The organism is Frankia sp. CgMI4 (assembly GCF_001756285.1).
Lineage (GTDB): Bacteria > Actinomycetota > Actinomycetes > Frankiales > Frankiaceae > Frankia > Frankia casuarinae.
Window position 1 is genome coordinate 14,239 of the sequence record NZ_MAQZ01000085.1, and the last position, 22,385, is coordinate 36,623.

Below are 22,385 nucleotides of genomic sequence, written 5' to 3' on the forward strand. Positions count from 1 at the left end.
GATCGAATAGTAGAMGACGTCGCGGAACTACCGGAAAGTCGGATCCATCAATTGATTACGCGGCGCGTCCGCGAGGATCGGGAAGTGAAACGTACTCGGAGTCGCGAGCCACCTCAAGCGACAACAATGACCTTGACTCCAAGCGCGTCATAGGTCCCGCGTGCGCGAGCATCCCTCGTCGCGAGGGCCAGGCCGTGCTCCTTGGCAGCCAAAGCCACCAGCCCATCGTAGACGGCGCCCCCAACAATACCGACGCGACTCAACGTCGCGTGAACCTTCCGCGCATGCGGTCCGCTCAACGTTAACGGTGCAGTGAAGCGCACGTCGAGCAGACGCGCGGCGTCCGGCCCGGACAGTCTCGCGTCGCCGGGCATTCTGGTGAGTACCGAATAGGTCTCCACCAGCGCATACCCACTCAGCGCAAGCTCCCGCCCGCCCCACCATTGCACCACATCCGCGTGGTGCGTGTGCGAACGTACCAGGAGCGGAACCGCGACACTCGTGTCGACCGCAATGGTCACCTGCGGCCTGCGTCAATGAGGCCGAACAGGATGTCGTCGTCGACGGGCGTATCGCCGGCTGACACGAGCACACCATCCTCCTCGACGAGGCGCGCGGTCCTGCCGGCAGGCACGATCTGGACACCGGCGCCATAGGGCGAGATGTCCACCTTCGTTCCCGGGAACAGGCCCAGCGCCTCGCGGAGGAGCTTGGGCAACACGATCCGGCCCGCCTGATCGACAACGGCTTCCATGGGAAAACGATACCATTGTGATCCCATCGCCGGAGGCCTCGCCAGCCAGGGCGCGATGTTCCTCCGGGTCTGGAACCTCGCCCCCCACAAGGCCGGGCGAGATGATCGCGACTCCGGCGTCCGCATCCCCGCGTCGGTGGATGCGGCGGATCATTGTCGTGCGGTCGGCAAGAAGCGTGACATGAGCGGCGCGGTGTCCGGCGATGCGGTGTCCGGCGGCGCGGTGTCCGGCGGCGCGGGTCGAGGCCGTCAGCTCGGCGAGCAGGTCGGAATCGAGGATGGTCATCGGCGCGATCACCGGGTCCTCGGGACCCTGGAGAGCAAGACGGAGCATCTCGCTGACCGCCTGGCGCCACAGGGGGACGTCGCGGAAGTCCCGCCGAAGAATAGTCAGGTTCAGCCAGACCAGCATCGCCCAGCACCCACACACCACGATCGAGGCCCGCGGTTGACGAACGGCCCCCGGGGTCCGACCAGTCTGTGTGGCCCTCATGCGGTGGCGGTCTCCACGCACCGCCGCACGAACAGGCCGCCGTTCCCCAAGGCCGCCGATCCCCAAGACGTCGTCGAGCAGTCGCCGCATACGCTCGGTCTCTCGTCGGCGGTGCAACCGCGGATGTCAGCGGATGTCATCCGAAGCCGCCGTTGCCCAGTACCTCGGCGAACCGTCTCCGGTCAGGGCGTTTGAGGCGGGTCGGTGATGGTGCCGACGCCTGGACCCGGTCACAGGAACGCTGTCGCGCTCGGAGAAGCCCAGCAGCCCGGCGGTATCAGTTCTCTCGTCCAAGTTGCCGGATCCGTGGCTGCGGGCCCTCCAGCTCCGGAGCTTGAAGGGCTCCAGATCCGTAGGTCAACTAGACTTCGCCAGTACGGAAAGGATAGTGGATCGCTGGAGCGCGGGCTGTCGGCCCGCGGCGCACCGGACGCCGGGGGCGGACTCGACGCCCGGACTACAGTACCTGTGGCACGGTCGCGACTTGGCGGGCGAACTCGGTTCCGGCTGCCTCGGGAGCAGTTTGTTCATGGAGGGCTTGGGTCATGCGTCTTCATGTGGGGTGCGCGATGTGGGCTCACAAGTCATGGCAAGGGCGCTTTCTGGCGCATCCGCTCCCGCCTCACGAACGCCTGCGAAACTACGCCAGCTGGTGCAACGCGGTCGAAGGGAATGCAACGTTCTATGCGACTCCGGCCAGGAGCGCCGTGGCCTCGTGGGCGCAGCAGACCGACGCCGACTTCCGATTCGTGATCAAGCTGCCAAAAACCATCACGCACGAACGCCGCCTGACGGGCGTCGACGAAGCGTTACACGCCTTCCTGGAAGCGATCGAGCCACTCGGCCCACGGGCCCATGCCCTCTGGATACAGCTACCAGGATCGTTCACCCCGGCCGACGTCCCCGTGCTTGCCCGCTTTCTGCGCCGGCTCACCAGGTCCCACCGGTACGCTGTGGAGGTCCGCCACCCCGCATTCTTCAACGACCCTCGCGCAGCGCGACTTCTCGAAGGAGTCCTTGCCGCCGCGACCGCCGAATGGATTCCATTCGACACCACCACATTCTTTCAAAGCCCGCCAGGCAGCGATGCCGAACGAGAAGCCTGGACCAGGAAACCGCGCGTRCCGCTCCGATCGCTCGCGTTGACCGACCGGCCGATCGTCCGCTACCTCGGCCGCGACGCCTCCACGCAGACGATCAAAGGCTGGCAGCGTTGGATTGACACTGCCATCGAGTGGCTGCGCGAGGGTCGATCACCCACCGTGTTTATTCACACCCCGGACAACGCCGACGCGCTACTACTCGCCCGCTGCTTCCACGATGACGTACGGGTACGGGTGCCTGAGCTCGATGCACTGCCTCAGCCGATACCGACCGAGCCCCTGACCCTCTTCTGATCCGGACGGGCGAAGGCGCAGGGGGCGAGGATGAGGGATGATGCCAGGTTAGGAGGCGCCGCCGGTCCGGAGGTGGCTGGAGGGGACGGGGCGGATATGACCCGTCTTCTGTTCGTGGAGGACGAACCRCAGCTGCTGCGGGCCATGCGAATCACCCTGCGCGCTCGGGGGTTCGAGGTACGCACAGCGCTGGACGGCCGGCACGCGCTGTCGGAGGCGGCGTCGTGCCCACCCGACCTGGTCATTCTGGATCTTGGCTTGCCCGACATGGACGGCGTTGAGGTCATCCAGGGGCTACGGGCTTGGACCGGGGTTCCCATCATCGTGTTGTCCGGTCGCGCCTCGGGCCACGACAAGGTGGCCGCGCTCGACGCCGGCGCCGACGACTACGTCACGAAGCCGTTCTCGATCGACGAGTTGCTGGCCCGGGTCCGGGCCGTGACCCGCCGCGCCACCAGCGCGGAATCGGTGACCGTTGTCGACCTCGGCCGGTACCGGATCGACCTCGGCGAAAAGCGAATCAGCTCACGAGACAGCGCCGACGCCGACGCCGACGCCGACGCGGGCAGCGGTCATGAGGATCCATCCGCGACCGGTGGAGAGGACAAGCCGGACGGTCCACGCCTCACCCCGACGGAATGGCGGCTGCTGGAAGCACTGGTACGCCACCCCGGCAAGCTCGTCAGCCATCAGCAGCTGATCAGCCAGGTCTGGGGTCCCGGCGTGGCGGACGACAGCTCCTCGCTCCGCCTCTACATCAACAAACTGCGTCGCAAACTCGAACCCGACCCGACCCGACCCCGCTACCTGACCACCGAACCGGGCCTGGGCTACCGCTACCAGCCGTAACCACCACGCCTCATTGGCACTCACGGTGGCGTCCGGACACCCCGGCGTCCGGACACCCCGGCGTCCGGACACCCTTCGCGGGGATCACCTGGACAGGGCAGGGCGGACCGGCCTGGTCCCCGCCCGGGCGGCTGTCCGTGGACCACCGAGAGGTGTTCTGCGTCTCATCCGGGTTGTGCACACCGAGTTTTACGCGGGTGCGGATCTCGTCCGGGTCGGATGCCGTGTGAGCGCCGTGTTGAATTTTCGGGATTGGGCGTCATTGGACCGTTAGCTTCGCTGGTCCGCTGGCGGCAAGGGCTCGATACTGGCACCTGCCATCAGGCCAGGACACCGGCCAAGGCGGCGACATTTGTTCCGATCTCATCCAGATCCGATCTCATCCAAAGTAGAAGGCAGGAGTTCCGTGCGTGACGTTGTCTTCGTACTGCTGACCCTTGCGGTGTTCGCGGTACTCGGGCTAACCCTCAAGGCGGTGGAGAAGCTGTGAGYGTGGAGAACATCGCCGGCCTGATCCTTGCCGTAGCTCTCACGATCTTCCTCGTGGCGGCTCTGCTGTCCCCGGAGCGGTTCTAGATGGGCACGAACGCCGCAGGCGTCATCTTCATCGTCTCGATGGTGCTGGCTCTTGCCCTGACTTACCGGCCATTTGGCGACTATATGGCCCGGGTGTATATGAGCGGGAAGCACCTGCGGGTGGAACGCGGTATCTACCGGCTGGTCGGGGTGGATCCGGACGCCGAGCAGCGCTGGTCGGTGTATGCACGCAGCGTGCTGGCGTTCTCGCTCGTATCGGTGCTGTTCCTGTACCTGTTCCAGCGGGTGCAGAACCACCTGTGGCTGGCRCTGGGCCTGCCGGCGGTCAAGCCGGACCTGGCGTGGAACACGGCGGTCAGTTTCACCACGAACACGAACTGGCAGGCCTATTCGGGTGAGTCGACGATGGGCCATCTGGTCCAGATGTCCGGTCTGGCGGTGCAGAACTTCGTGTCCGCCGCGGTAGGCATCGCGGTGGCGATCGCGGTGGTGCGCGGCTTCGCCCGGAAGAAGACCGACCAGCTGGGAAACTTCTGGGTGGACCTGGTCCGCACCGTCGTGCGGATCCTGCTGCCGGTCTGCGCGCTCGCGGCGATCGTGCTGATCGTCGGCGGCGCGATCCAGAACTTCCACGGGAACACCACGGTCCCCACCCTGGCCGGGGGGGAGCAGGCGGTCACCGGGGGTCCGGTCGCCAGCCAGGAGGCCATCAAGGACTTCGGCACCAACGGCGGCGGCTTCTACAACGCCAACTCCTCGCATCCCTTCGAGAACCCGACCTCCTGGACGAACTGGTTCGAGATCTACCTGCTGCTGTCGATCGGGTTCGCGTTGCCGCGGACGTTCGGCAAGATGGTCGGCAGCACCCGGCAGGGGCTGGCGATCGTCGCGGTGATGGCGGTGCTGGCGCTGGGCAGTCTGGGAGCCAACGAGGTGTTCCAGGCGATCCACCACGGCACGGTGCCGACAGCGGTCGGGGCGGCCCGCGAGGCTACGGAGACCCGGTTCGGTGTGCCRGATTCGGCGCTGTTCGCCACGGGGACGACGCTGACGTCAACCGGGTCCGTCGACTCGTTCCATGACTCGTACACCAGCCTGGGTGGCGCGACGCTGCTGTTCAACATGATGCTCGGCGAGGTCGCGCCCGGCGGCACCGGATYGGGACTCTACGGCATCCTGGTCCTTGCAGTGATCACGGTGTTCGTCGCGGGTTTGATGATCGGACGAACGCCGGAGTACCTGGGCAAGAAGATCGGTAGTCGAGAGATCAAGTTCGCCTCGCTGTATTTCCTCACGATGCCGGTCATCGTGCTGGTCGGCACCGGCCTGGCGATGGCGCTGCCGGGGGAACGGGCGGGGATGCTCAACAGCGGGCCGCACGGCCTGTCCGAGGTGCTCTACGCCTTCACCTCGGYGGCGAACAACAACGGCTCGGCGTTCGCCGGCATCACGGTGAACACCGACTGGTACAACACCGCGCTCGGCCTCGCGATGGCGTTCGGGCGGTTCCTGCCGATGGTCTTCGTGTTGGGGCTGGCCGGATCGTTGGCGAAACAGCAGCCGGTGCCGGAAACCGCGGGAACACTACCGACGCATCGCCCGCAGTTCGTCGGCATGCTAACCGGCGTCACCGTGATCATCGTCGCTCTGACCTTCTTCCCGGCGCTCGCGCTCGGGCCGCTTGCGGAGGGTTTGCACTAGATGTCCACCTCGACCATTGCGGGTACGCCGGTTCCGGCGCCCGCGCCGACCCCGCCGCCGGCTCCCCGGCGAGTGCAGGGGGGGCTGCTCGACCCGACGATGCTCCTGCGGTCGACGCCGGGCGCGCTGCGCAAGCTCGACCCGCGCACGCTGTGGCGCAACCCGGTGATGTTCATCGTGGAGATCGGCGCGGTGTTCACCACCGTCCTGGCGATTCGGGACGAGACCGCGTTCAGCTGGCTGATCACGGTCTGGCTCTGGCTGACCGTGCTGTTCGCCAACCTCGCCGAAGCGGTTGCGGAGGGCCGCGGCAGGGCCCAGGCGGACGCGCTACGCCGCACCAAGACTGACACGATCGCCCACCGGCTGCGCGACGACGGCCGGCTTGAGGAGGTGCCCGCGCCGCGGCTGCGGCAGGGCGACACCGTCGTCGTCGAGGCCGGTCAGTTCATCCCCGGGGACGGCGACGTCATCGAGGGGATTGCCAGCGTTGACGAGTCGGCCATCACCGGTGAGTCCGCGCCGGTGATCCGGGAGTCCGGCGGTGATCGCAGTTCGGTGACCGGCGGCACCCGGGTGCTGTCGGACCGGRTCGTCGTGCGGATCACTCAGAAACCGGGCGAGAGCTTCATCGACCGGATGATTGCGCTGGTGGAGGGGGCGAATCGGCAGAAGACCCCGAACGAGATCGCGCTGAACATCCTGCTGGCCGCCCTGACGCTCACCTTTCTGCTCGCTGTCGCGACCCTGCAGCCGTTGGCGATCTTCTCGAAGGCGCAGCTGCCGGGCGTGCCGGACACCGGTGCGCTGAACGGCGACGGCCTGTCCGGGATCGTGATGGTGTCACTGCTGGTCTRCCTGATTCCGACGACAATCGGCGCGTTGCTGTCCGCGATCGGCATCGCCGGCATGGACCGGCTGGTCCAACGCAACGTGCTGGCCATGTCCGGCCGGGCCGTCGAGGCCGCCGGCGATGTCAATACCCTCCTGCTCGACAAGACCGGGACGATCACCATTGGCAACCGGGAGGCACGGGCCTTCGTCCCGGTCGGCGGCACATCGGAGAATGACCTGGCCAGCGCGGCCCAGCTGTCCTCGCTCGCGGACGAGACCCCCGAGGGCCGCTCCATCGTCGTGCACGCGAAGAACACCTACGGCCTGCGGGAGCGCGGTCCCGGCGAGCTCAGCCACGCCCGGTTCGTGGCGTTCACCGCCCAGACCCGGATGTCCGGGGTCGACCTCGATGCGATCGACGGGGGGGCGAACCGGCAGGTGCGCAAGGGAGCGGCCAGCGCGGTGATCACCTGGGTGCGCGATCTTGGTGGCGCCGTGCCCGCGGAGACCGGGGAGATCGTGGACGGCATCTCCGCTTCCGGTGGCACCCCGCTGGTCGTCGCCGAGGCCACCGATGGCGGCCTGGCCCGCGTCCTGGGCGTGATCCAGCTCAAGGACGTCGTCAAGCAGGGCATGCGTGAGCGGTTCGACGAGATGCGCCGGATGGGCATCCGCACCATTATGATCACCGGTGACAATCCGCTGACCGCCCGGTCGATCGCCGAGGAGGCGGGCGTCGACGACTTCCTCGCCGAGGCCACGCCCGAAGACAAGATGGCCCTGATCAAACGAGAGCAGGCCGGCGGCAAGCTCGTCGCAATGACCGGCGACGGCACCAACGACGCCCCTGCGCTCGCCCAGGCCGATGTCGGCGTGGCGATGAACACCGGCACGTCGGCCGCCAAGGAGGCCGGCAACATGGTCGACCTCGACTCCAACCCGACGAAGCTGATCGAGATCGTCGAGATCGGGAAGCAGCTGCTCATCACCCGCGGGGCGCTGACCACCTTCTCGATCGCCAACGACATCGCCAAGTACTTCGCGATCATCCCGGCGATGTTCGCGGCGATCTACCCCGGGCTGGACGCGCTCAACCTCATGCGGCTGCACAGCCCGCAGTCGGCGATCCTCTCCGCCGTCATCTTCAACGCGCTCGTCATCGTCGCCCTGATCCCGCTGGCGCTGCGCGGCGTCCGTTACACCCCGTCCAGCGCGTCGGCGATGCTGCGTCGCAACCTCTACATCTACGGCGTCGGCGGTCTGATCATCCCGTTCGTCGGGATCAAACTCATCGACCTTGTCATCCAGTTCATCCCGGGAGCCCGGTAACCATGCCTGCGACCCGACTTCCCTCCTTCGTGCGGCAGCACCTCGCCGCCTTCCGCGCACTGCTCGTGCTGACCGTGCTGACCGGCATCGCCTATCCGCTGGTCATCACGGCCATCGCGCAGCTTCCCGGGCTGAAGGATAAGGCGAACGGCTCGTTCGTCACGAACGCCAGCGGCCAGATCGTCGGCTCAGCCGAGATCGGCCAACTGTTCACCGACGACAAGGGCAACCCGATTCCCAAATACTTCCAGTCCCGCCCCTCGGCGGCCGGCGACGGGTACGACCCGACGTCGACGTCCGCGTCCAACCTCGGCCCGGAAAACATCGTCGACAGTTTCGACGACCCGGCCACCAAGGACGAGGACGAAAGCAGCCAGAGCCTGCTCACCCAGGTCTGCGCCCGCAGCAAGGCCATCGGTGACCTGGAAGGGGTTGACGGCCGGCGTCCCTTCTGCACCGCGAACGGCGTCGGCGCGGTCCTGTCGGTGTTCCGGACCGGCGGCACCACCGGACCGGTCACCCGGGTCGTCAGCATCAACGAGGAGTGCCCGGCCGCGCCCTTCGTCGCCACGTACCAAGGCGTCAAGGTCGAGTGCGCCAGGTTCGGCGAGGACTACTCGGCCGGCGTCACTGCGCCGGTCAAGGGGCCGGGTAAGGGCACGGACAACCCGGTCCCGCCGGACGCGGTCACCGCTTCCGGCAGCGGCCTCGACCCCGACATCTCCCCGGCCTACGCCTACCTGCAGGTGAACCGGGTCGCGAAGGAACGCGGTCTCGACCCGGCCACGGTCCACGCGCTGGTCCACGACCACGAAGACGGTCGGGCGCTGGGCTTCATGGGCGAACCCACGGTCAACGTCCTCACCCTGAACCTGGCCCTCGACAGGACGACCAGGTAGCTGGACTGGCCCGGGTGACGCTGGCCCGGGGGCGGTGCGCAGGACCCGTCCCGCGCACCGCCCACTGCGGCCGGGGCACTTTCCCAGACAAACTCCCGGGTCGAAGCTATGGACGGAACGCTCAGCCCCGAGGACACCCCGGCGGAGGCCTCACGATGGTTCGCACCCTGCCCGCCGTACCGCTCGGTTCACTGCCGGGAGACGACGCGTGACCAGCGTACTCGTGGTGGACGACGACCCACGGCTGCTCCGCGCGCTACACATCACCCTGCGCGCCCGCGGCTACCAGGTCACCGTCGCCGCGGACGGAAGCCGCGCGCTCGCCGCCGCCGCCGAACACGAACCCGATATCATCCTGCTCGACCTCGGGCTTCCCGACCTCGACGGCGTTGACGTCATCCACGCCCTGCGCGGCTGGACCGCCGCCCCGGTCATCGTGCTCTCCGGACGCGCCGGCAGCAGCGATAAGATCGCAGCGTTGGACGCCGGTGCCGACGACTACGTCACCAAGCCCTTCCGGGTCGACGAACTGCTCGCCCGGCTGCGCGCCGTCGTCCGGCGCACCCCGCCGCCCACCGAACCGCTCACCGTCGCCCTGGGCGACTATCTGATCGACCTCGACGCACGGCGCGTCACCCGCAAACCCGACAGCGCCCGCCCGGACGGCCCCGCCGAGGTCCGGCTCACCCCCACGGAATGGCACCTGCTCGACGTCCTGGTCCGCCACCCCGAAAAGCTACTGACCTACCGGGATCTGCTGCCCCGGGCCGGYGGGCCCGCACCCAAGGAGCAGAGCCACTACCTGCGCCAGTACATCGGCCGGCTGCGCCACAAACTTGAACTCAACCCGGCACAGCCCCGCCACCTCATCACCGAGCCAGGCATGGGCTACCGGTTCCAACCATGACCTTGTTATCCAGTCATGACCTTGTTGTCCAGTTATGACCTTGTTGTCAAACTATGACCTCGTTGTCTGTTGACCGTCCCGCGATCTCAGGCCGCACYGTCCGCCGGCTGGGTAGAATCGCCGACCGTCGCGACCGGCAGCGCTACCACCATGGTCAGGCCCCCGCCGGGGGTGTCCTCCGGTGTCAGGGTGCCGCCCATCGCCTCCGTCAGGCCTCGGGAGAGCGCGAGGCCCAGCCCGATGCCGCTGGCGTTGTCGGTGTCGCCCAGCCGCTGGAACGGCGTGAACGCCTGGTCACGGTCCTCCGCGGGCAGTCCAGGCCCGCGGTCGATGACCCGCAGCTGGATCCGGTCGTGCAACGCACTGGCGGTGATCAGCGGGGGCTGGCCCGGGGGTGAGTAGCGGGCCGCGTTGGACAGCAGGTTGGCGATCACCCGTTCCAGCAGCGCCGGGTCGGCGTAGGCCAGCGGAAGGTCGTCCGGGACCGTCACAGCCACGTCGCGAGCCGCCGGGCCCAGGTCGCGCAGCACGCCGGGAATCACGTCGTCGAGCCCGACCGGGGCGGGGAACACGCTCAGGCGTCCAGCCTGCAACCGGCTCATGTCGAGCAGGTTCTCCACCAGCCGGGCCAGGTGGTCCAACGCTTCCTCAGCGGTGGCGAGCAGTTCCGCCTGCTCCTCGGCGCTCCACTCGACCTCGTTGCCGCGCAGGTTCGCGACTGCCGCCGAGGCCGTGGCGAGCGGGCTGCGCAGGTCGTGGCTGACGGCAGTGAGCAGGGCGCGGCGGGTGCGGTCCGCTTCGGCGAGTGGCCCGGCTTCCGCTGCCACCTGGGCCAGCCGTCGCTGTTCGAGGGCGACCGCGGCCTGCGCGGCGAAGGCGGTGAGTACCCGGCGGTCCGCCGCGGGCAGYGGCCGGCCCCGCAGGACCAACGTCAGGTTCTCGCTGACCGGTACCTCCGTGTCGGCCTCGTCCGGCCGCAGGCATGGGTCGGGCCCGGCGCTGTCGACCACCCGCCAGCCGTGGCGGTCTGCCTTGCGGGCGCCGTTCTGACCGCCCTCGGCCGCGCGTTCGAGCAGGGCGACCGAGGTCAGCCCGAACGTCTCCCGCACCTGCGTGAGCAGCGCCGGCAGTGCCTGCTCGCCGCGCAGCACGCTCCCGGCCAGGGTCGAGAGCATCTCCGCCTCCGCGGTGGCGCGTACCGCCTGGCTGGTCCGCCGGGCGGCCAGGTCGACCACGCTGCTCACCATCACCGCAACCGCCAGGAACGCCAGGAGCGCGAGAACGTTGTTACTCTCAGCGACGATGAAGCGGTGTACTGGTTGGATGAAGTAGTAGTTCAGCAGCAGCAAGCCGCCGACCGCGGCCAGCAGTGCCGGCAGCAGGCCGCCCACCAGCGCCACAGCGACCACCACGATCAGGAACCCCAGCACGTTGCTGGTCAGGTTGAGACCGGTCCGCTGGTGCGTCAACGCAAGGGTCAGCAGCGGCAGCAGCACGACCGCGGCCAGGACACCGGCAAGCCGCCGCCGGAGGGTCAGCCCACGGGCCCGGCGGGGCAGCAGCCGCCCCTTGCCCACCTCCTCATGGGTGACCAGGTGCACGTCGATCGGCCCGGACAGTTTCGTTGTCGTGACGCCGATACCAGGGTCGATCATGTGGGCCAGCCGGCCGCGCCGGCTCGCGCCTAGCACGAGCTGGGTCGCGTTCTCCGCTCGGGCGAATTCAAGCAGCGCGATGGGAATGTYGTCCCCGACCACCTGGTGGTAGCTGCCGCCCAGGCTCTCCACCAACACCCGCTGYCGGGCCAGGTGCGCGGGCGACGCACCGGCCAGGCCATCGGATCGGGTGACGTGGACCGCGAGCAGGTCCGCACCCTTGGCGCGATCCGCGATCCGCGCYGCCCGGCGGATCAGCGTGTCGCCCTCAGGGCCGCCGGTCAGTGCGACAACCACCCGCTCCCGCGTCTCCCAGATGCCGGAGATCTGGTGCTCGGTGCGGTAGTGATCGAGCTGTTCGTCCACCTTGTCGGCCAGCCACAGCAGCGCCAACTCCCGCAGCGCGGTCAGATTGCCGACTCGGAAGTAGTTGCCCAGCGCGGCGTCGACCTTGTCTGGGCCGTAGATGTTGCCGTGGACCATCCGCCGCCGCAGCGCCTCCGGTGTCATATCGACCAGTTCGACCTGTTCGGCGGCGCGTACCACTGCGTCCGGCACGGTCTCCCRCTGCGGGACTCCGGTGATCCTTTCCACGACGTCGTTGAGTGACTCCAGATGTTGGATGTTCAATGTCGACAGCACGTCGATGCCCGCGTTCAACAGCTCGTGGACGTCCTGCCAGCGCTTGGCGTTCCGGCACCCCGGGACGGTCGTGTGCGCCAGCTCGTCGACGAGCACCACCGCTGGCGCGCGGGCCAGGATCGCATCCACGTCCATCTCGGTAAAGGTGGCACCGCGGTAGGAGACCGTGCGGCGGGGCATGATTTCCAATCCGTCCAGCAACGCGGCGGTCCGCGGTCGCCCATGGGTCTCCACCAGCCCGACCACGACGTCCGTTCCGCGTGCCTTGCGCCGCTGAGCCTCACAGAGCATGTCGTAGGTCTTGCCCACCCCGGGCGCCGCGCCGAGGTAGATCCGCAGTCTGCCGCTCGCCATACGTCCCAGTTTCCGCGTACGAGCCGCCGCTCACGAGCCTGCGGGGCGATACGTGACCAGCTGATCGAGGCAGTCGGAGCGGGCTGCGCGATCCACACCGGCGGCAACCTCACGCTACGTGGGCCAGCCGACGCCCTCGTTCTCCGCGCGCTGGTCACGGCCACCGCCGCTGCCTGAAGATCACGTACGGCATAATGGACACCAAGGCCATCAGGCCGAGCGCGAACGGGTACCCGAACTCCCAGGGCCGCGCAGAGATCGCGCTACGTTGTGATCGGTGACGGCTTGTAGCCGTGCTGTGAGGTGGCTCGCGGCGCCCTGGGTGACGCGGCGCGAGCGAAGCGCCGCTTTCCCCACGCGTACCCGACACGGGTCGCGCGCACCAGCTCCGCACACCCAGATACCGGTTCAAGGAACACGGCAAAGATCGTCGAAATCGAACGATTGATTGAAGATTAGTAACCTTCTTGCGCTCTGACGTAACTTGTGTTTCGCTTCCATTGATTCCGTCAATCTCCCGATTTGGGGCGTTATTTCGTTTATTCGGGCAAGGGGGAGACCTGGTGAGCGCGCTCTGGGATGCGGTAGGCACCAACGCCCGCCCGAAGACGGCACTGCACCTGCCGTTCGAGGGACGATCCGTACCCGTCACGCAACTGCTGGCCGACGCCGAGCGGACGGCAACAGTGATCGCCGGCCGGCGTCGCGTCGGCATCCTGATGGCCAACGGCGAACCCTGGCTGCGCGGGCTGCTCGCGTGCTTCCGGATCGGGGCTGCCGCGGTGCCCATCGCCCTCCCCGTGGCGTTCGGGAGCAGCGAGGGCTACCAGAAGCACCTGCGCCGCGTCATCGAGGATGCCGAGCTGGAGACCCTGCTGGTGGACGGCCAGAGCGCGCACCTGCTCAGCCGGCTCGGAACGTTGCCGAACGTCCGGCTGGACGACATCACGGAGGTACCCGAGCCGGCCGGGCCGGTCGGTGAGAACCCGGCCGACGAGTTCGCGGTGATCCAGTACACCTCCGGTAGCACCTCGGCGCCCAAGGGTGTCGCGCTGACCGCCGACACCATCCTGGCCGGCCTGGCGGCCATAGCCGACGGCCTGGGCCTGACCGAGACCGACGAGATCGGCATCTGGCTGCCGCTGTTCCACGACATGGGCCTGTTCGGCATGCTCGCGCACCTGGCCAGGGGCTGCTCAGTCAACCTCTGGCGCACCACCGACTTCCTCCGGGACACCCGCGGGTGGCTGGCTGGCGCGGCGACGTCCGGCGCCAGCGTGCTGCCCATGCCCAACTTCGCCTATCAGCGCATGGTCGACGCGGTCGAAGCCGGCGGTGCTCCCGACGGACTCGATCTGTCCGGGTGGCGGGCCGCYTGCAACGGCGCCGAGCCCGTGCGGTGGTCGACGCTGGAGGCATTCAACCGGGTGTTCGGCCCGTACGGGTTCCGGCCCGAGGCGATGCTTCCGTGCTACGGCATGGCCGAAGCCACGCTCGTCGTCAGCTGGGCGACGCCGAAGGACCTGCCGTGGCACCTCACCGTCGACCGGTTCGCCCTCGCGCCGGGCGACGAGGTCGCCCGCGTCGCCCCGGAGGCCGACAACGCCCGTGAGGTCGTCGCCTGCGGTTCGGCGGCGCCGGGCATCGCCTTCCGGATCGACGCCCCGGGTGCCGGTCAGGTCGGTGAGGTCCAGATCCGTGGCGCGGCCGTGATGGGCGGCTACCTCGGGCTGCCCGCCGACCAACAGCCCTTCACCTCCGACGGCTGGTTGCGCACCGGCGACCTCGGGTTCGAGGCCGAGGGCGAGTTGTTCCTGGTCGGCCGCCTCAAGGACATGGCAATCATCCGCGGTCAGAACTACTACGCCGAAGACGTTGAGCAGATCGCGCGCCGCGTCCAGGGTTTCGACGTCCGGGCCTGCGCCGCCCTCCAGGCCAGGGACGGCGGCTTCGAGCACCTCGCGGTCCTCGTCGAGACGCCGCTCGAGGGTGCGGAGGCCGCCGCTCTGACGAGTGCCGTCGAGGCGGCCATCTCCGCTGAGCTCGGCCCCGGGGTGGCGTTCGTGCACCCCGTGCCCGTCCGCTCCATCCCGCACACCAGCTCCGGCAAGGTTCGCCGCCAAGCCGCCAGGGACCTCTACCAGAAGACCGTGAAGGACGCCTCATGAGTATGCAGACCGTCGAGGACGCGGTGGCCACCGCCCTGGCCAACCGGCTGCAGATGGACAAGGCCGACATCGACCTGGATCTCCCCATGCACCTGCTACCGAAGATCGAGTCGGTGGTGRTCCTCAGCGTGGTGGTGGATCTCGAGGACGCACTGAGTGTGGCGATTYCCGACGACGTCCCGTTCGCGGCAGTTACCGCGCGTGACCTTGCCGAGCTCATCAAGGAACTCATGTGAGACTCCGCTTCGAGCCGACCCCGCCGGACCTGRCCGTCTTCGACACCACCCTCGCCGACGCGGCCACCGTGCTGTGCACCGACGAAGCCGGGGTCGCCGCGCTCGGCCTGCGGCAGGTCGACGGCCTGCTCGACTACACCGACGTCGCCAACGCGGCGCTGCACTCGGGCACCGGCACCACGGTGCCCGAACTAGCCAGGCGGCTGCTCATGCGGTTCGTGGCGGCCGAGCCGGACAGTTGGTTCGTGCCCCTGGACTGGACGGTTGCGGTACACCGGGCACCCACCGGTGAGACCTTCCAGGTGGCGGTCCCGGAGCTCGACGCCGAGGGCGTCGAGCTCCTGGACGACCCGGCTGCCGACCTGCCGCGGCCGGTCGTCGCCGAGGGTTATCAGGTCGATCCGTACCAGGTGCGCGTCCGGCTCACCGGCGAGCGTTTCGACATCGCCGACCGCCGGATCCGCGCGGCGTTCGATGACGTCCTCGGTGCCTTCGACAGCGGCGCGGTGCGCTATCAGGCGATCGCCGAGCCGCTGCGCACCGACCACCGACGGTCCTGGGATCTGGGTGTCGCCGACTGCGTCGTGGCGGGGAGGGTCCTCGCCGACCGGCTGCGGGCCGAAGGATTCCAGGCGCGGGCCCGCCGCGGCTTCCTGCTGGGCCTCGTCGGCAACGACCACGGCTGGTGCGAGGTCCACCTCGACGGTCAGTGGCGCGCCCTGGACCCGGCGTTCGCCTACCTCGCGGCCGAGCATGGCCGGGACGGCGGGGCGGAGTTCCGGGCGGCCTGCCGTGGCAGCCGGTTCAACCGCCTGCTGCCGTGCGCCGTGGCCGAGCCGGCCGCGCTGTTCCTGCGGCCGGACGGCACGCCGCCGGCGGCGTGGGCCTTCGGGGCCGTGTCCTCACGTCTTCGGCGCGCTGTCGTCAGCCGAGCCTGAAGAGATCTGAAGAGACCTGAAGAGAGTGGTCATGAAGTCAGACACGATGGCGAAGCTGGCTGGTGGCTGGGCCGTTCCGCTCGGCGGGGACGCGCTGTTCACCTGGGACTACGACGCCGGCACCGAACAGATGCTGAACCTGTACTCCCGCGGCAAGCAGCGCCAGTGGGACGCCGAGACGCAGCTGGACTGGAGCCACGACGTCGACCCGGACAACCCGCTCGGCCTGCCCGACGAGTTCATCTGGATCGCGGGGACGCGGGTATGGGAGCGCCTGCCGGAGGCGGAGCGGACCACCGTCCGCCAGCACATAGCCGGGTGGCTCTATTCCCAGTTTCTACACGGTGAGCAGGGCGGCCTGGTGTGCTCGGCTAAGGTCGTCCAGGCCGTGCCGGACATCGCCTCGAAGTTCTACGCCGCCACGCAGRTGATGGACGAGGCCAGGCACGTCGAGGCGTACCAGCGCATGCTGCAGGCAAAGATCAAAGTGCACTACCCGATCTCCACCGGTCTGCGCGGCCTGCTTGAGGCGATCATCGGTGACAGCCGCTGGGACATCACCTACCTCGGCATGCAGGTGATGATCGAGGGCCTGGCGCTGGCGGCGTTCAGCATCCAGCGCGACCGGATGCGCGATCCGCTGGCGCAGGCGCTCAACGCCTACGTGCTGCAGGACGAGGCGCGTCATGTCGCGTTCGGACGGTTGGCACTGCGCGACTACTACAGTCAGCTCAGCACCGCCGAACTGCGTGAGCGGGAGGATTTCGCGGTCGAGGCGTGCTGGGTGCTCAAGGACCGGTTCGTCGGCGAGGAGATGTGGCGCAAACTCGACTACGGCGCCGAAGAATGCATCGCGCTGGCCAACCGCTCGCCCGCCCAGCGCGAATTCCGGCGCCGGGTGTTCACCCGGATTGTCCCAACGCTGAAGGACATCAACCTGTTCGGCCCCAGGATGCAGGAGAGCCTGCGTGAGCTGGGCGTCCTCGGGTTCAGCCGGGTCGACGGGGCCGAGATAAGCGCCGAGGACGAGCGGATCGCCGACGAAATCGCCAGGCTGGAGTTTGCCACTCGGCAGCGGGAAGTGTCCGCGGTCATAGCCGTCGGCGCCGGGTCCGACGACGGCGACGACGACTGCGAGGACGAGGGATGACCGAACTGACCGAAGCCACCGACCCATACGTCATCTCCACCGAAGCCGGTGTGGAGCTGCTGGCGGGCGCGCCGTGGAAGCGGATCGCGGTGATCGGTGACAGCATCTCGACCGGAATACGCGAAGCTGTGCCCGGCTACCAGGATCTGTCCTGGGTGGACCGGATCAGTGCCGTGCTGCACCGCATTCACCCTGACCTCGACGAGATTCGACTGGCCAAACGCGATCTGACGCTGACCGAAATCCGCCAGACGCAGTTGCGGCCGGCCCTGGATTTCAGGCCCGACCTGGTGTTCCTCTCCGGCGGCGGCAACGACTTCATCAGGCCGGGCTTCGATCCGGTCACCGTGCGCGCCGAGCTGACCGAGATCGTTTCCAGGGTCAGGGTGACCGGTGCCGACATCCTCACCATCGGGATGCTCGATATCAGCCAGGCGGGCATCGTCTCCGAGAAGTACGGGGAGATGTTCAGCAAGGCGACCAGGATCGTCACCCGGATCACGCGGGAGGTGTCCCAGGAGTACGGCGCGATCTTCGTCTCGTTCACCGACCATCCGCTCTGYGCCGACGCGGGCATCTACTGCAGCGACAGGCTGCACCTCAACTGCCGCGGTCAGGCGTTCGAGGCCACCGGGAAGATGCACGGACTCGCCGCTCACCTGGCCGCGAGGAGCAAAGCCGCATGACCGACCTGACGACCTCGCTGCCGCTKGGACCGTTCGAGTGCGGCCCGGCCGCGGCCGCCGAGGCAGCCGCGGCCGTGGCCGGGCCGCCGGCCGCCCTGTACCGCCAGCTGCTGGTCGAGCAGGAGTCCGAGGCGACGCTGGTGGCCGCCCGCCGGGTGCTCGCCGCGTTCCTGCCGGACAGTGCTTCCCTGGCCAGGGAAGCCGGTCTGGCCAGGGAAGCCGGTCCGGACCGGGAGCACGTGCTCGCCGAGCTGGCCGGCTCCCGCGTGGCGATTGCGGGGGTCGCCGCTCGGCTTCGCACCGCTTCGGCCGAGACTGTGGCCGCGGTGCTGCGGCAGCGTGCCCCGCTCGCGCTGATCGAAGGCTGCTGGCTGGACACCGTGTCGCAGCCAGCTACCCAACCCGCCGTGATTGTCAACCGGCTGGGCGTCGAGCAGCTGGAGTTGCTGGGTCGTGGCGTGGCCGAGCGCACCCTGGCCCATCAGCGCCGCCGGCTGCTGGCGGAGCACGGCGTGGTGCTCCCTGACCTGGCAGCCACCGACTTCCTGACCGCGGCGCAGGCCCGGCCGCTCACCGTGGTGACGGCCGCCTTCTACCTGTCGCTGTCCCGGCTGCCGGCCAGTTTCCTGCCCGAGGTGGTCGGCGTGCACTGCGCCTTCCGGGCACTGGGCACCGACGCCGCACTATCCGGTGTGGACGGCCCACCCGGTGTGGACGGCCCTGGGTACGATCMGGCGCCGCTGCTGGCGGAGTATCTGGCGCTTACCGAGCAGTCGCCTACCGGCCCGGCCGACCGGGCGCGGCTGCTCGCGGCGATCCAGCTCGTCGTGCGTCTGGAGAGCGCGCACGTGGCGATGCTCGACGATCTCGCGAGCTGGCACCAGGGCCTGTCACTCGACGCCAGAGTGGCGCTGATCGTCGCCAGGCACGCACCGTACGCGGGCCGCCAGCACCACAAGGTGCAGATCTCCGGTACCCCGCTGCGCGACCTGTTCGCCGACCCGGCGTTCGACGCCGCGGCGTTCATCCGTCAGTTCCGCTCCTCCAGCCAGCTGAAGCCGCTGCGGGCCGGCGGTTGCCGCTTCACCAGGGCGATCACGTTCGGTGGGCCGATGTTCGGGATCTTCGACGAGGCCGAAGCGCGCACGATCGGGCGGTGGGCGGCCGCTGTTGCCGCGGGTGAGGAACCCGGCGCCGACCTGGCTGCCTGCACCGCCGGCGACGAGGGTGCCGCTGCCTGGCAGCATGCGCTCGTGGCTGCCAACCCCGGCGACGTCCTCGCGGCCGAGCCGCCGGCTCTCGACGAGCGTCAGTTCCTGTACCGCCTGGTCAACGTCGAGCGGTTCCCCAGCGTGCTGGCTGCCGCCCGCAGCCGCGTCGAGCGGGTGCTCGCCCAGGCCGAGGGGATGTTCGAGCTGGGAGCCGCCGGACGCTACACCGACGCCAGCTGGTTCGACTACAGCCCCGAGGCGCTGTGGGAGCKGGTGGACACCCTCTACTGGACGAAGCTCGTCGAGCCCTTCCGGCCGCTGACCGACATCCCGTCCAGGAAGAACGTGATCAACAACCAGAAGCGGTTCGCGCTGGGCAACCTCGTCGACGGCGCCTGCATGCACCGGATCGGCAACACCGGCCGCTTCCACCGCCCCAGCGACGGGCCGCTGTTCGCCATCTACGCCGACGAGATGGGCCGCGGCGACATCGCCAAGAACCACATCACGCTGATCCAGCAGGCCCTGGCCAGCATGGACATCCACCTGCCGCACCCGCGCTCGGAGGAGTTCCTCACCCAGGCCGAGCTGCCCGACCTGACCTACCCGTACGCCACCTACCAGCTCAGCCTGGCGCTGTTCCCGGACTCCCGCTACGAGGAGATCCTCGGCTACAGCCTGGGGGTAGAGATGTTCGGCCTCGGCGAGCTGCGGCTGCATGAGATGGAGAAGATGCGCCACCACCGTTTCGACATCGCCTACGAGGCGGCGCATCTGTCCATCGACAACGTCTCGGCCGGCCACGCCCGCCAGGCGACCGACCTGATCGTCGGCTACCTCGACCACGTCGGCCGCACTGCCGGCCCGGTTGCCGTCGAGCGAGCCTGGCAGCGGGTGTGGCGCGGCTACGCCTCGTTCGCGTTCTTCGTCGAGCCGCAGTTGGCCAGGCGCCTGATGGCAGGGCGGGCCGCCGCATGAGCCTGGACCCGGAGCTGGTGGCGCTGCCGTTCTACGAGCAGTCACACCGCGAGCTGGCCGAGGCGCTCGGCAGGTTCTGGGACACCCGCGCCGATCTGGCGGCGGCAGCCCGGACCGGCGCGCCGGCGAAGTACGGCGCCCGCGTGCTGCGCGAGCTGGGGGCCGCGGGGTTGCTGGAGCCCGCCGACCTGCGCAGCCTGTGTCTGACGAGGGAAGCCCTGGCCTACACCGAGGACCTGGCCGACTTCGCGTTCTCGATCCAGGTCCTGGCCGCCTGGCCGATCCAGCGCCACGGCACCGACGAGCAGAAGCGGCGCTGGCTGCCCGGCATGGCCTGCGGCGAGCTGGCAGGTGCGTTCGCGCTGTCGGAGGAGCAGGCCGGCTCGGACGTCGCCGCGCTCGCCCTGCGCGCCGTGCCGGACGGCGCGCAGTACGTCCTGGACGGGAACAAGATGTGGATCGCCGGCGCCGCGGGCGCCGACGTCTTCTGCGTGGTGGCCCGCACCGGTGACGGCCCGGCCGCGCTGGGCCTGACCGCGCTGCTCGTCCCGGCCGGCACCCCGGGCCTGCGGATCGAGCCGATCGACATGGTGGCCGAACGCGACATCGCCCGACTGGAGTTCGACGGCTGCCGGGTCCCGGCCGACGCCGTCCTGGGCCCCCGCGGCGGCGGGTTTGTCGTGGCCATGGAGCTGCTCGAACGGTTCCGCCTCACCGTCGGCGCCGCGGCGCTTGGCTTCGCCCGCCGGGCCGCCGACGCCGCTTTGGCCAGGGCCAGAGAACGGGCCGCGTACGGCAGGCGGCTGTTCGACCTGCCGACGGTGAAGGCCAGCTTCGCCGATGTCGAGGTACGGCTGAACGCCGCCGCCCTCCTGGTGGCCAGGGCCGCCTGGGAGGCCGACCGGGGCGCCCCGCTGGCCAGGCACTCCAGCATCGCGAAGCTGTACGCCACCGAGGCCGCCCAGCAGGTCGTGGACGCGGCCGTGCAGGTCTACGGCGCGGCCGGGCTGGTGCACGACAGCCTGCCGGAGCGGCTGTACCGGCAGATCCGGTCGCTGCGGATCTACGAGGGCGCCTCCGAGGTGCTGCGCCTCGCCATCGCTGACGCCCTGGGCCCGCGCGGCCGGTTTCACGAGCGAATGTAAGTTCGTCTGTCCGAACGCTGAAAGCGAGCTCTTCTCATGGGGAGTAAGTCTCCGCGGTACCGCTGTGTCGGAATCGGGGCCGGACCGGCCAACCTGAGCCTGGCAGCCCTGTTGCACGGTGACCCAGGGATGCCGAACCTGGTCATCGACAGGAAGGCCGAATTCACCTGGCACGACGATCAGCTCATCCCTGGAGCGACCCTCCAAGTGTCCTTGTTCAAGGACCTTGTGAGCCTGTCCGACCCGACCAGTCCATTCTCGTTCATAGCCTATCTCCACGACCGCGGGCGAATCTACCACTACCTCAACGCACAGTTCGAAAAAGTGCCCCGCGAGGAGTTCCGTAACTACCTCGGCTGGGCCTGCAGTCGCAACGAGAACGTTGTGTTCGGCGAGGAGGCGCAGGCCGTCGACTTCACCGGCGACGCGTTTGTCGTGCAGACCGACAAGCGCGCTCTCCTCGCCGACAACGTGGTGGTCGGCGTCGGCACCGTGCCGTGGGTGCCGATGTTCGCCCGCCCGCACCTGGGCAGCACTCAGTTCCACGTCAGCGAGTTCAGGTCGAAAGCCGTCCGCCTGCGCGACAAGCGGGTGGCGGTGATCGGCGGCGGCCAGTCCGGCGCCGAGGCGTTCCTCGACCTGATCTCCCGGCCCGACAGCGAACTGCCGCACCGGGTGTCGTGGCTGTCCCGCCGGCGCAACTACTTCCCGATCGACGACTCGCCGTTCACCAACGAGTTCTACATGCCCTGCCACTCCGACTACTTTGCCGAGCTCGACCTGGCTGTACGGGCCGACTTCAACAGCCAGCAGGTGCTGACCAGCGACGGCATCTCCGAGTCCACCGCCCGGGAAATCTATCAGCAGATCTACGTCCACCGGTTCATCACGGGCGCCCCGCAGCTCACCGGGCTCTACCCCAACCGCGAGGTGGTCAGCGTCGAGGCGTGCTCGCCGGACGGCTGGAGCATCTCCGTCCAGCACAACGACCTGGCCGGCGGCCTGGAGATCTTCGAGGCCGAAGTGATCATCTGGGCCACCGGGTTCCAGCCGGCCCGGATGGACTTCCTGGCACCCCTGGAGCAACGCCTGGCGCGGGAGGACGACGAGTATCAGGTGGACGCCGACTTCGCCGCCAACTGGGACGGCCCGGCCGACCGGAACCTGTTCCTGCAAAATGCCGTCCGCACGCAGCGCGGCCTCGCCGACCCGAACCTCAGCCTCACCGCCTGGCGCAGCCAGCGGATCGTCGACCGGATCCGCGGCGTCCGGAGCAGGGGACAGGACCCGGCGTTCGTCGAGTGGTCACCCAAGACAGGGGCCCGCTAATGGGCCAAAGGGCGTGCGATTATGGCGAAGCTGCACGCCCGGAGGCCTTTCTTTCCGGGACGATCCTGGGCCAAAGGGCGTGCGATTATGGCGAAGCTGCACGCCCGGAGGCCTTTCTTTCCGGGACGATCCTGGGCCAAAGGGCGTGCGATTATGGCGAAGCTGCACGCCCGGAGGCCTTTCTTTCCGGGAA

At 68.8% G+C, this 22,385-nt stretch carries 18 protein-coding genes; 15 read left to right on the top strand and 3 right to left on the bottom strand.

The window, feature by feature from the left end:
- Positions 1-113: 113 nt before the first annotated feature.
- Together Manayef4_RS15990 and Manayef4_RS15995 are read right to left on the bottom strand one after the other, a co-directional pair.
- Positions 114-521 (bottom strand): type II toxin-antitoxin system VapC family toxin, encoded by a 408-nt coding sequence (locus Manayef4_RS15990; protein ID WP_011437676.1) that lies wholly within the window; start codon positions 519-521, stop codon positions 114-116.
- A complete protein-coding gene (locus Manayef4_RS15995) occupies positions 518-754 on the bottom strand; it encodes an AbrB/MazE/SpoVT family DNA-binding domain-containing protein (protein ID WP_035733247.1) in 237 nt (78 codons plus the stop codon). The genes Manayef4_RS15990 and Manayef4_RS15995 overlap by 4 nt, the downstream gene beginning before the upstream one ends.
- A 1,038-nt stretch (positions 755-1,792) precedes the next feature.
- On the opposite strand from Manayef4_RS15995, the gene Manayef4_RS16005 reads away from it, so the two are divergent.
- The 7 genes from Manayef4_RS16005 to Manayef4_RS16035 all read left to right on the top strand — a co-directional run bounded on the left by Manayef4_RS16005 (position 1,793) and on the right by Manayef4_RS16035 (position 9,700).
- On the top strand, positions 1,793-2,644 hold the full coding sequence (locus Manayef4_RS16005) for a DUF72 domain-containing protein (RefSeq protein ID WP_011437673.1): 852 nt from the start codon (positions 1,793-1,795) through the stop codon (positions 2,642-2,644).
- Positions 2,645-2,740: 96 nt separating this feature from the next.
- A complete protein-coding gene (locus tag Manayef4_RS16010) occupies positions 2,741-3,493 on the top strand; it encodes a response regulator transcription factor (RefSeq protein ID WP_035958678.1) in 753 nt (250 codons plus the stop codon).
- Positions 3,494-3,979: 486 nt separating this feature from the next.
- On the top strand, positions 3,980-4,069 hold the full coding sequence (gene kdpF, locus Manayef4_RS16015) for a K(+)-transporting ATPase subunit F (protein ID WP_023840421.1): 90 nt from the start codon (positions 3,980-3,982) through the stop codon (positions 4,067-4,069).
- Positions 4,070-5,731, top strand: a complete 1,662-nt coding sequence (kdpA, locus tag Manayef4_RS16020; protein ID WP_070132116.1) for a potassium-transporting ATPase subunit KdpA — start codon at positions 4,070-4,072, stop codon at positions 5,729-5,731.
- Positions 5,732-7,894: a potassium-transporting ATPase subunit KdpB gene (gene kdpB / locus Manayef4_RS16025; RefSeq protein ID WP_070132117.1), complete on the top strand. Its 2,163-nt coding sequence runs from the start codon at positions 5,732-5,734 to the stop codon at positions 7,892-7,894.
- Positions 7,895-7,896: 2 nt separating this feature from the next.
- The gene (locus tag Manayef4_RS16030) at positions 7,897-8,793 is read left to right on the top strand and encodes a potassium-transporting ATPase subunit C (protein WP_011437669.1); all 897 of its coding nucleotides are present in this window, start codon (positions 7,897-7,899) and stop codon (positions 8,791-8,793) included.
- 208 nt (positions 8,794-9,001) lie between these two features.
- A complete protein-coding gene (locus Manayef4_RS16035) occupies positions 9,002-9,700 on the top strand; it encodes a response regulator (RefSeq protein ID WP_011437668.1) in 699 nt (232 codons plus the stop codon).
- A gap of 86 nt (positions 9,701-9,786) precedes the next feature.
- Here the strand turns inward: Manayef4_RS16035 and Manayef4_RS16040 are convergent, their stop codons facing one another.
- Positions 9,787-12,351 carry an ATP-binding protein gene (locus Manayef4_RS16040; RefSeq protein ID WP_070132118.1) on the bottom strand — a complete coding sequence of 855 codons (2,565 nt, stop codon included), beginning with the start codon at positions 12,349-12,351 and terminating at the stop codon, positions 9,787-9,789.
- A 563-nt stretch (positions 12,352-12,914) separates the two neighbouring features.
- Between Manayef4_RS16040 and Manayef4_RS16045 the strand changes: the two genes are divergently transcribed.
- Genes Manayef4_RS16045 through Manayef4_RS16080 form a run of 8 tightly spaced genes read left to right on the top strand, consistent with a single transcriptional unit; the run spans position 12,915 to position 22,192 of the window.
- Positions 12,915-14,519 (top strand): AMP-binding protein, encoded by a 1,605-nt coding sequence (locus tag Manayef4_RS16045; protein ID WP_070132119.1) that lies wholly within the window; start codon positions 12,915-12,917, stop codon positions 14,517-14,519.
- Positions 14,516-14,755, top strand: coding sequence for a hypothetical protein (locus tag Manayef4_RS16050; RefSeq protein ID WP_070132120.1), 240 nt, complete (start codon positions 14,516-14,518; stop codon positions 14,753-14,755). Before Manayef4_RS16045 ends, Manayef4_RS16050 begins: the two co-directional genes overlap by 4 nt.
- A complete protein-coding gene (locus Manayef4_RS16055) occupies positions 14,752-15,693 on the top strand; it encodes a transglutaminase (protein WP_070132121.1) in 942 nt (313 codons plus the stop codon). Before Manayef4_RS16050 ends, Manayef4_RS16055 begins: the two co-directional genes overlap by 4 nt.
- 31 nt (positions 15,694-15,724) lie before the next feature.
- Entirely contained in the window at positions 15,725-16,843 is a 1,119-nt protein-coding gene (locus tag Manayef4_RS16060; RefSeq protein ID WP_070132122.1) for a ferritin-like domain-containing protein, read from the top strand.
- The gene (locus Manayef4_RS16065) at positions 16,840-17,529 is read left to right on the top strand and encodes an SGNH/GDSL hydrolase family protein (protein ID WP_011437662.1); all 690 of its coding nucleotides are present in this window, start codon (positions 16,840-16,842) and stop codon (positions 17,527-17,529) included. Before Manayef4_RS16060 ends, Manayef4_RS16065 begins: the two co-directional genes overlap by 4 nt.
- Positions 17,526-19,718: an iron-containing redox enzyme family protein gene (locus Manayef4_RS16070; protein WP_070132123.1), complete on the top strand. Its 2,193-nt coding sequence runs from the start codon at positions 17,526-17,528 to the stop codon at positions 19,716-19,718. The genes Manayef4_RS16065 and Manayef4_RS16070 overlap by 4 nt, the downstream gene beginning before the upstream one ends.
- A complete protein-coding gene (locus Manayef4_RS16075) occupies positions 19,715-20,863 on the top strand; it encodes an acyl-CoA dehydrogenase family protein (RefSeq protein ID WP_011437660.1) in 1,149 nt (382 codons plus the stop codon). Before Manayef4_RS16070 ends, Manayef4_RS16075 begins: the two co-directional genes overlap by 4 nt.
- 36 nt (positions 20,864-20,899) lie before the next feature.
- Positions 20,900-22,192 (top strand): SidA/IucD/PvdA family monooxygenase, encoded by a 1,293-nt coding sequence (locus Manayef4_RS16080; protein WP_011437659.1) that lies wholly within the window; start codon positions 20,900-20,902, stop codon positions 22,190-22,192.
- Positions 22,193-22,385 lie beyond the last annotated feature (193 nt).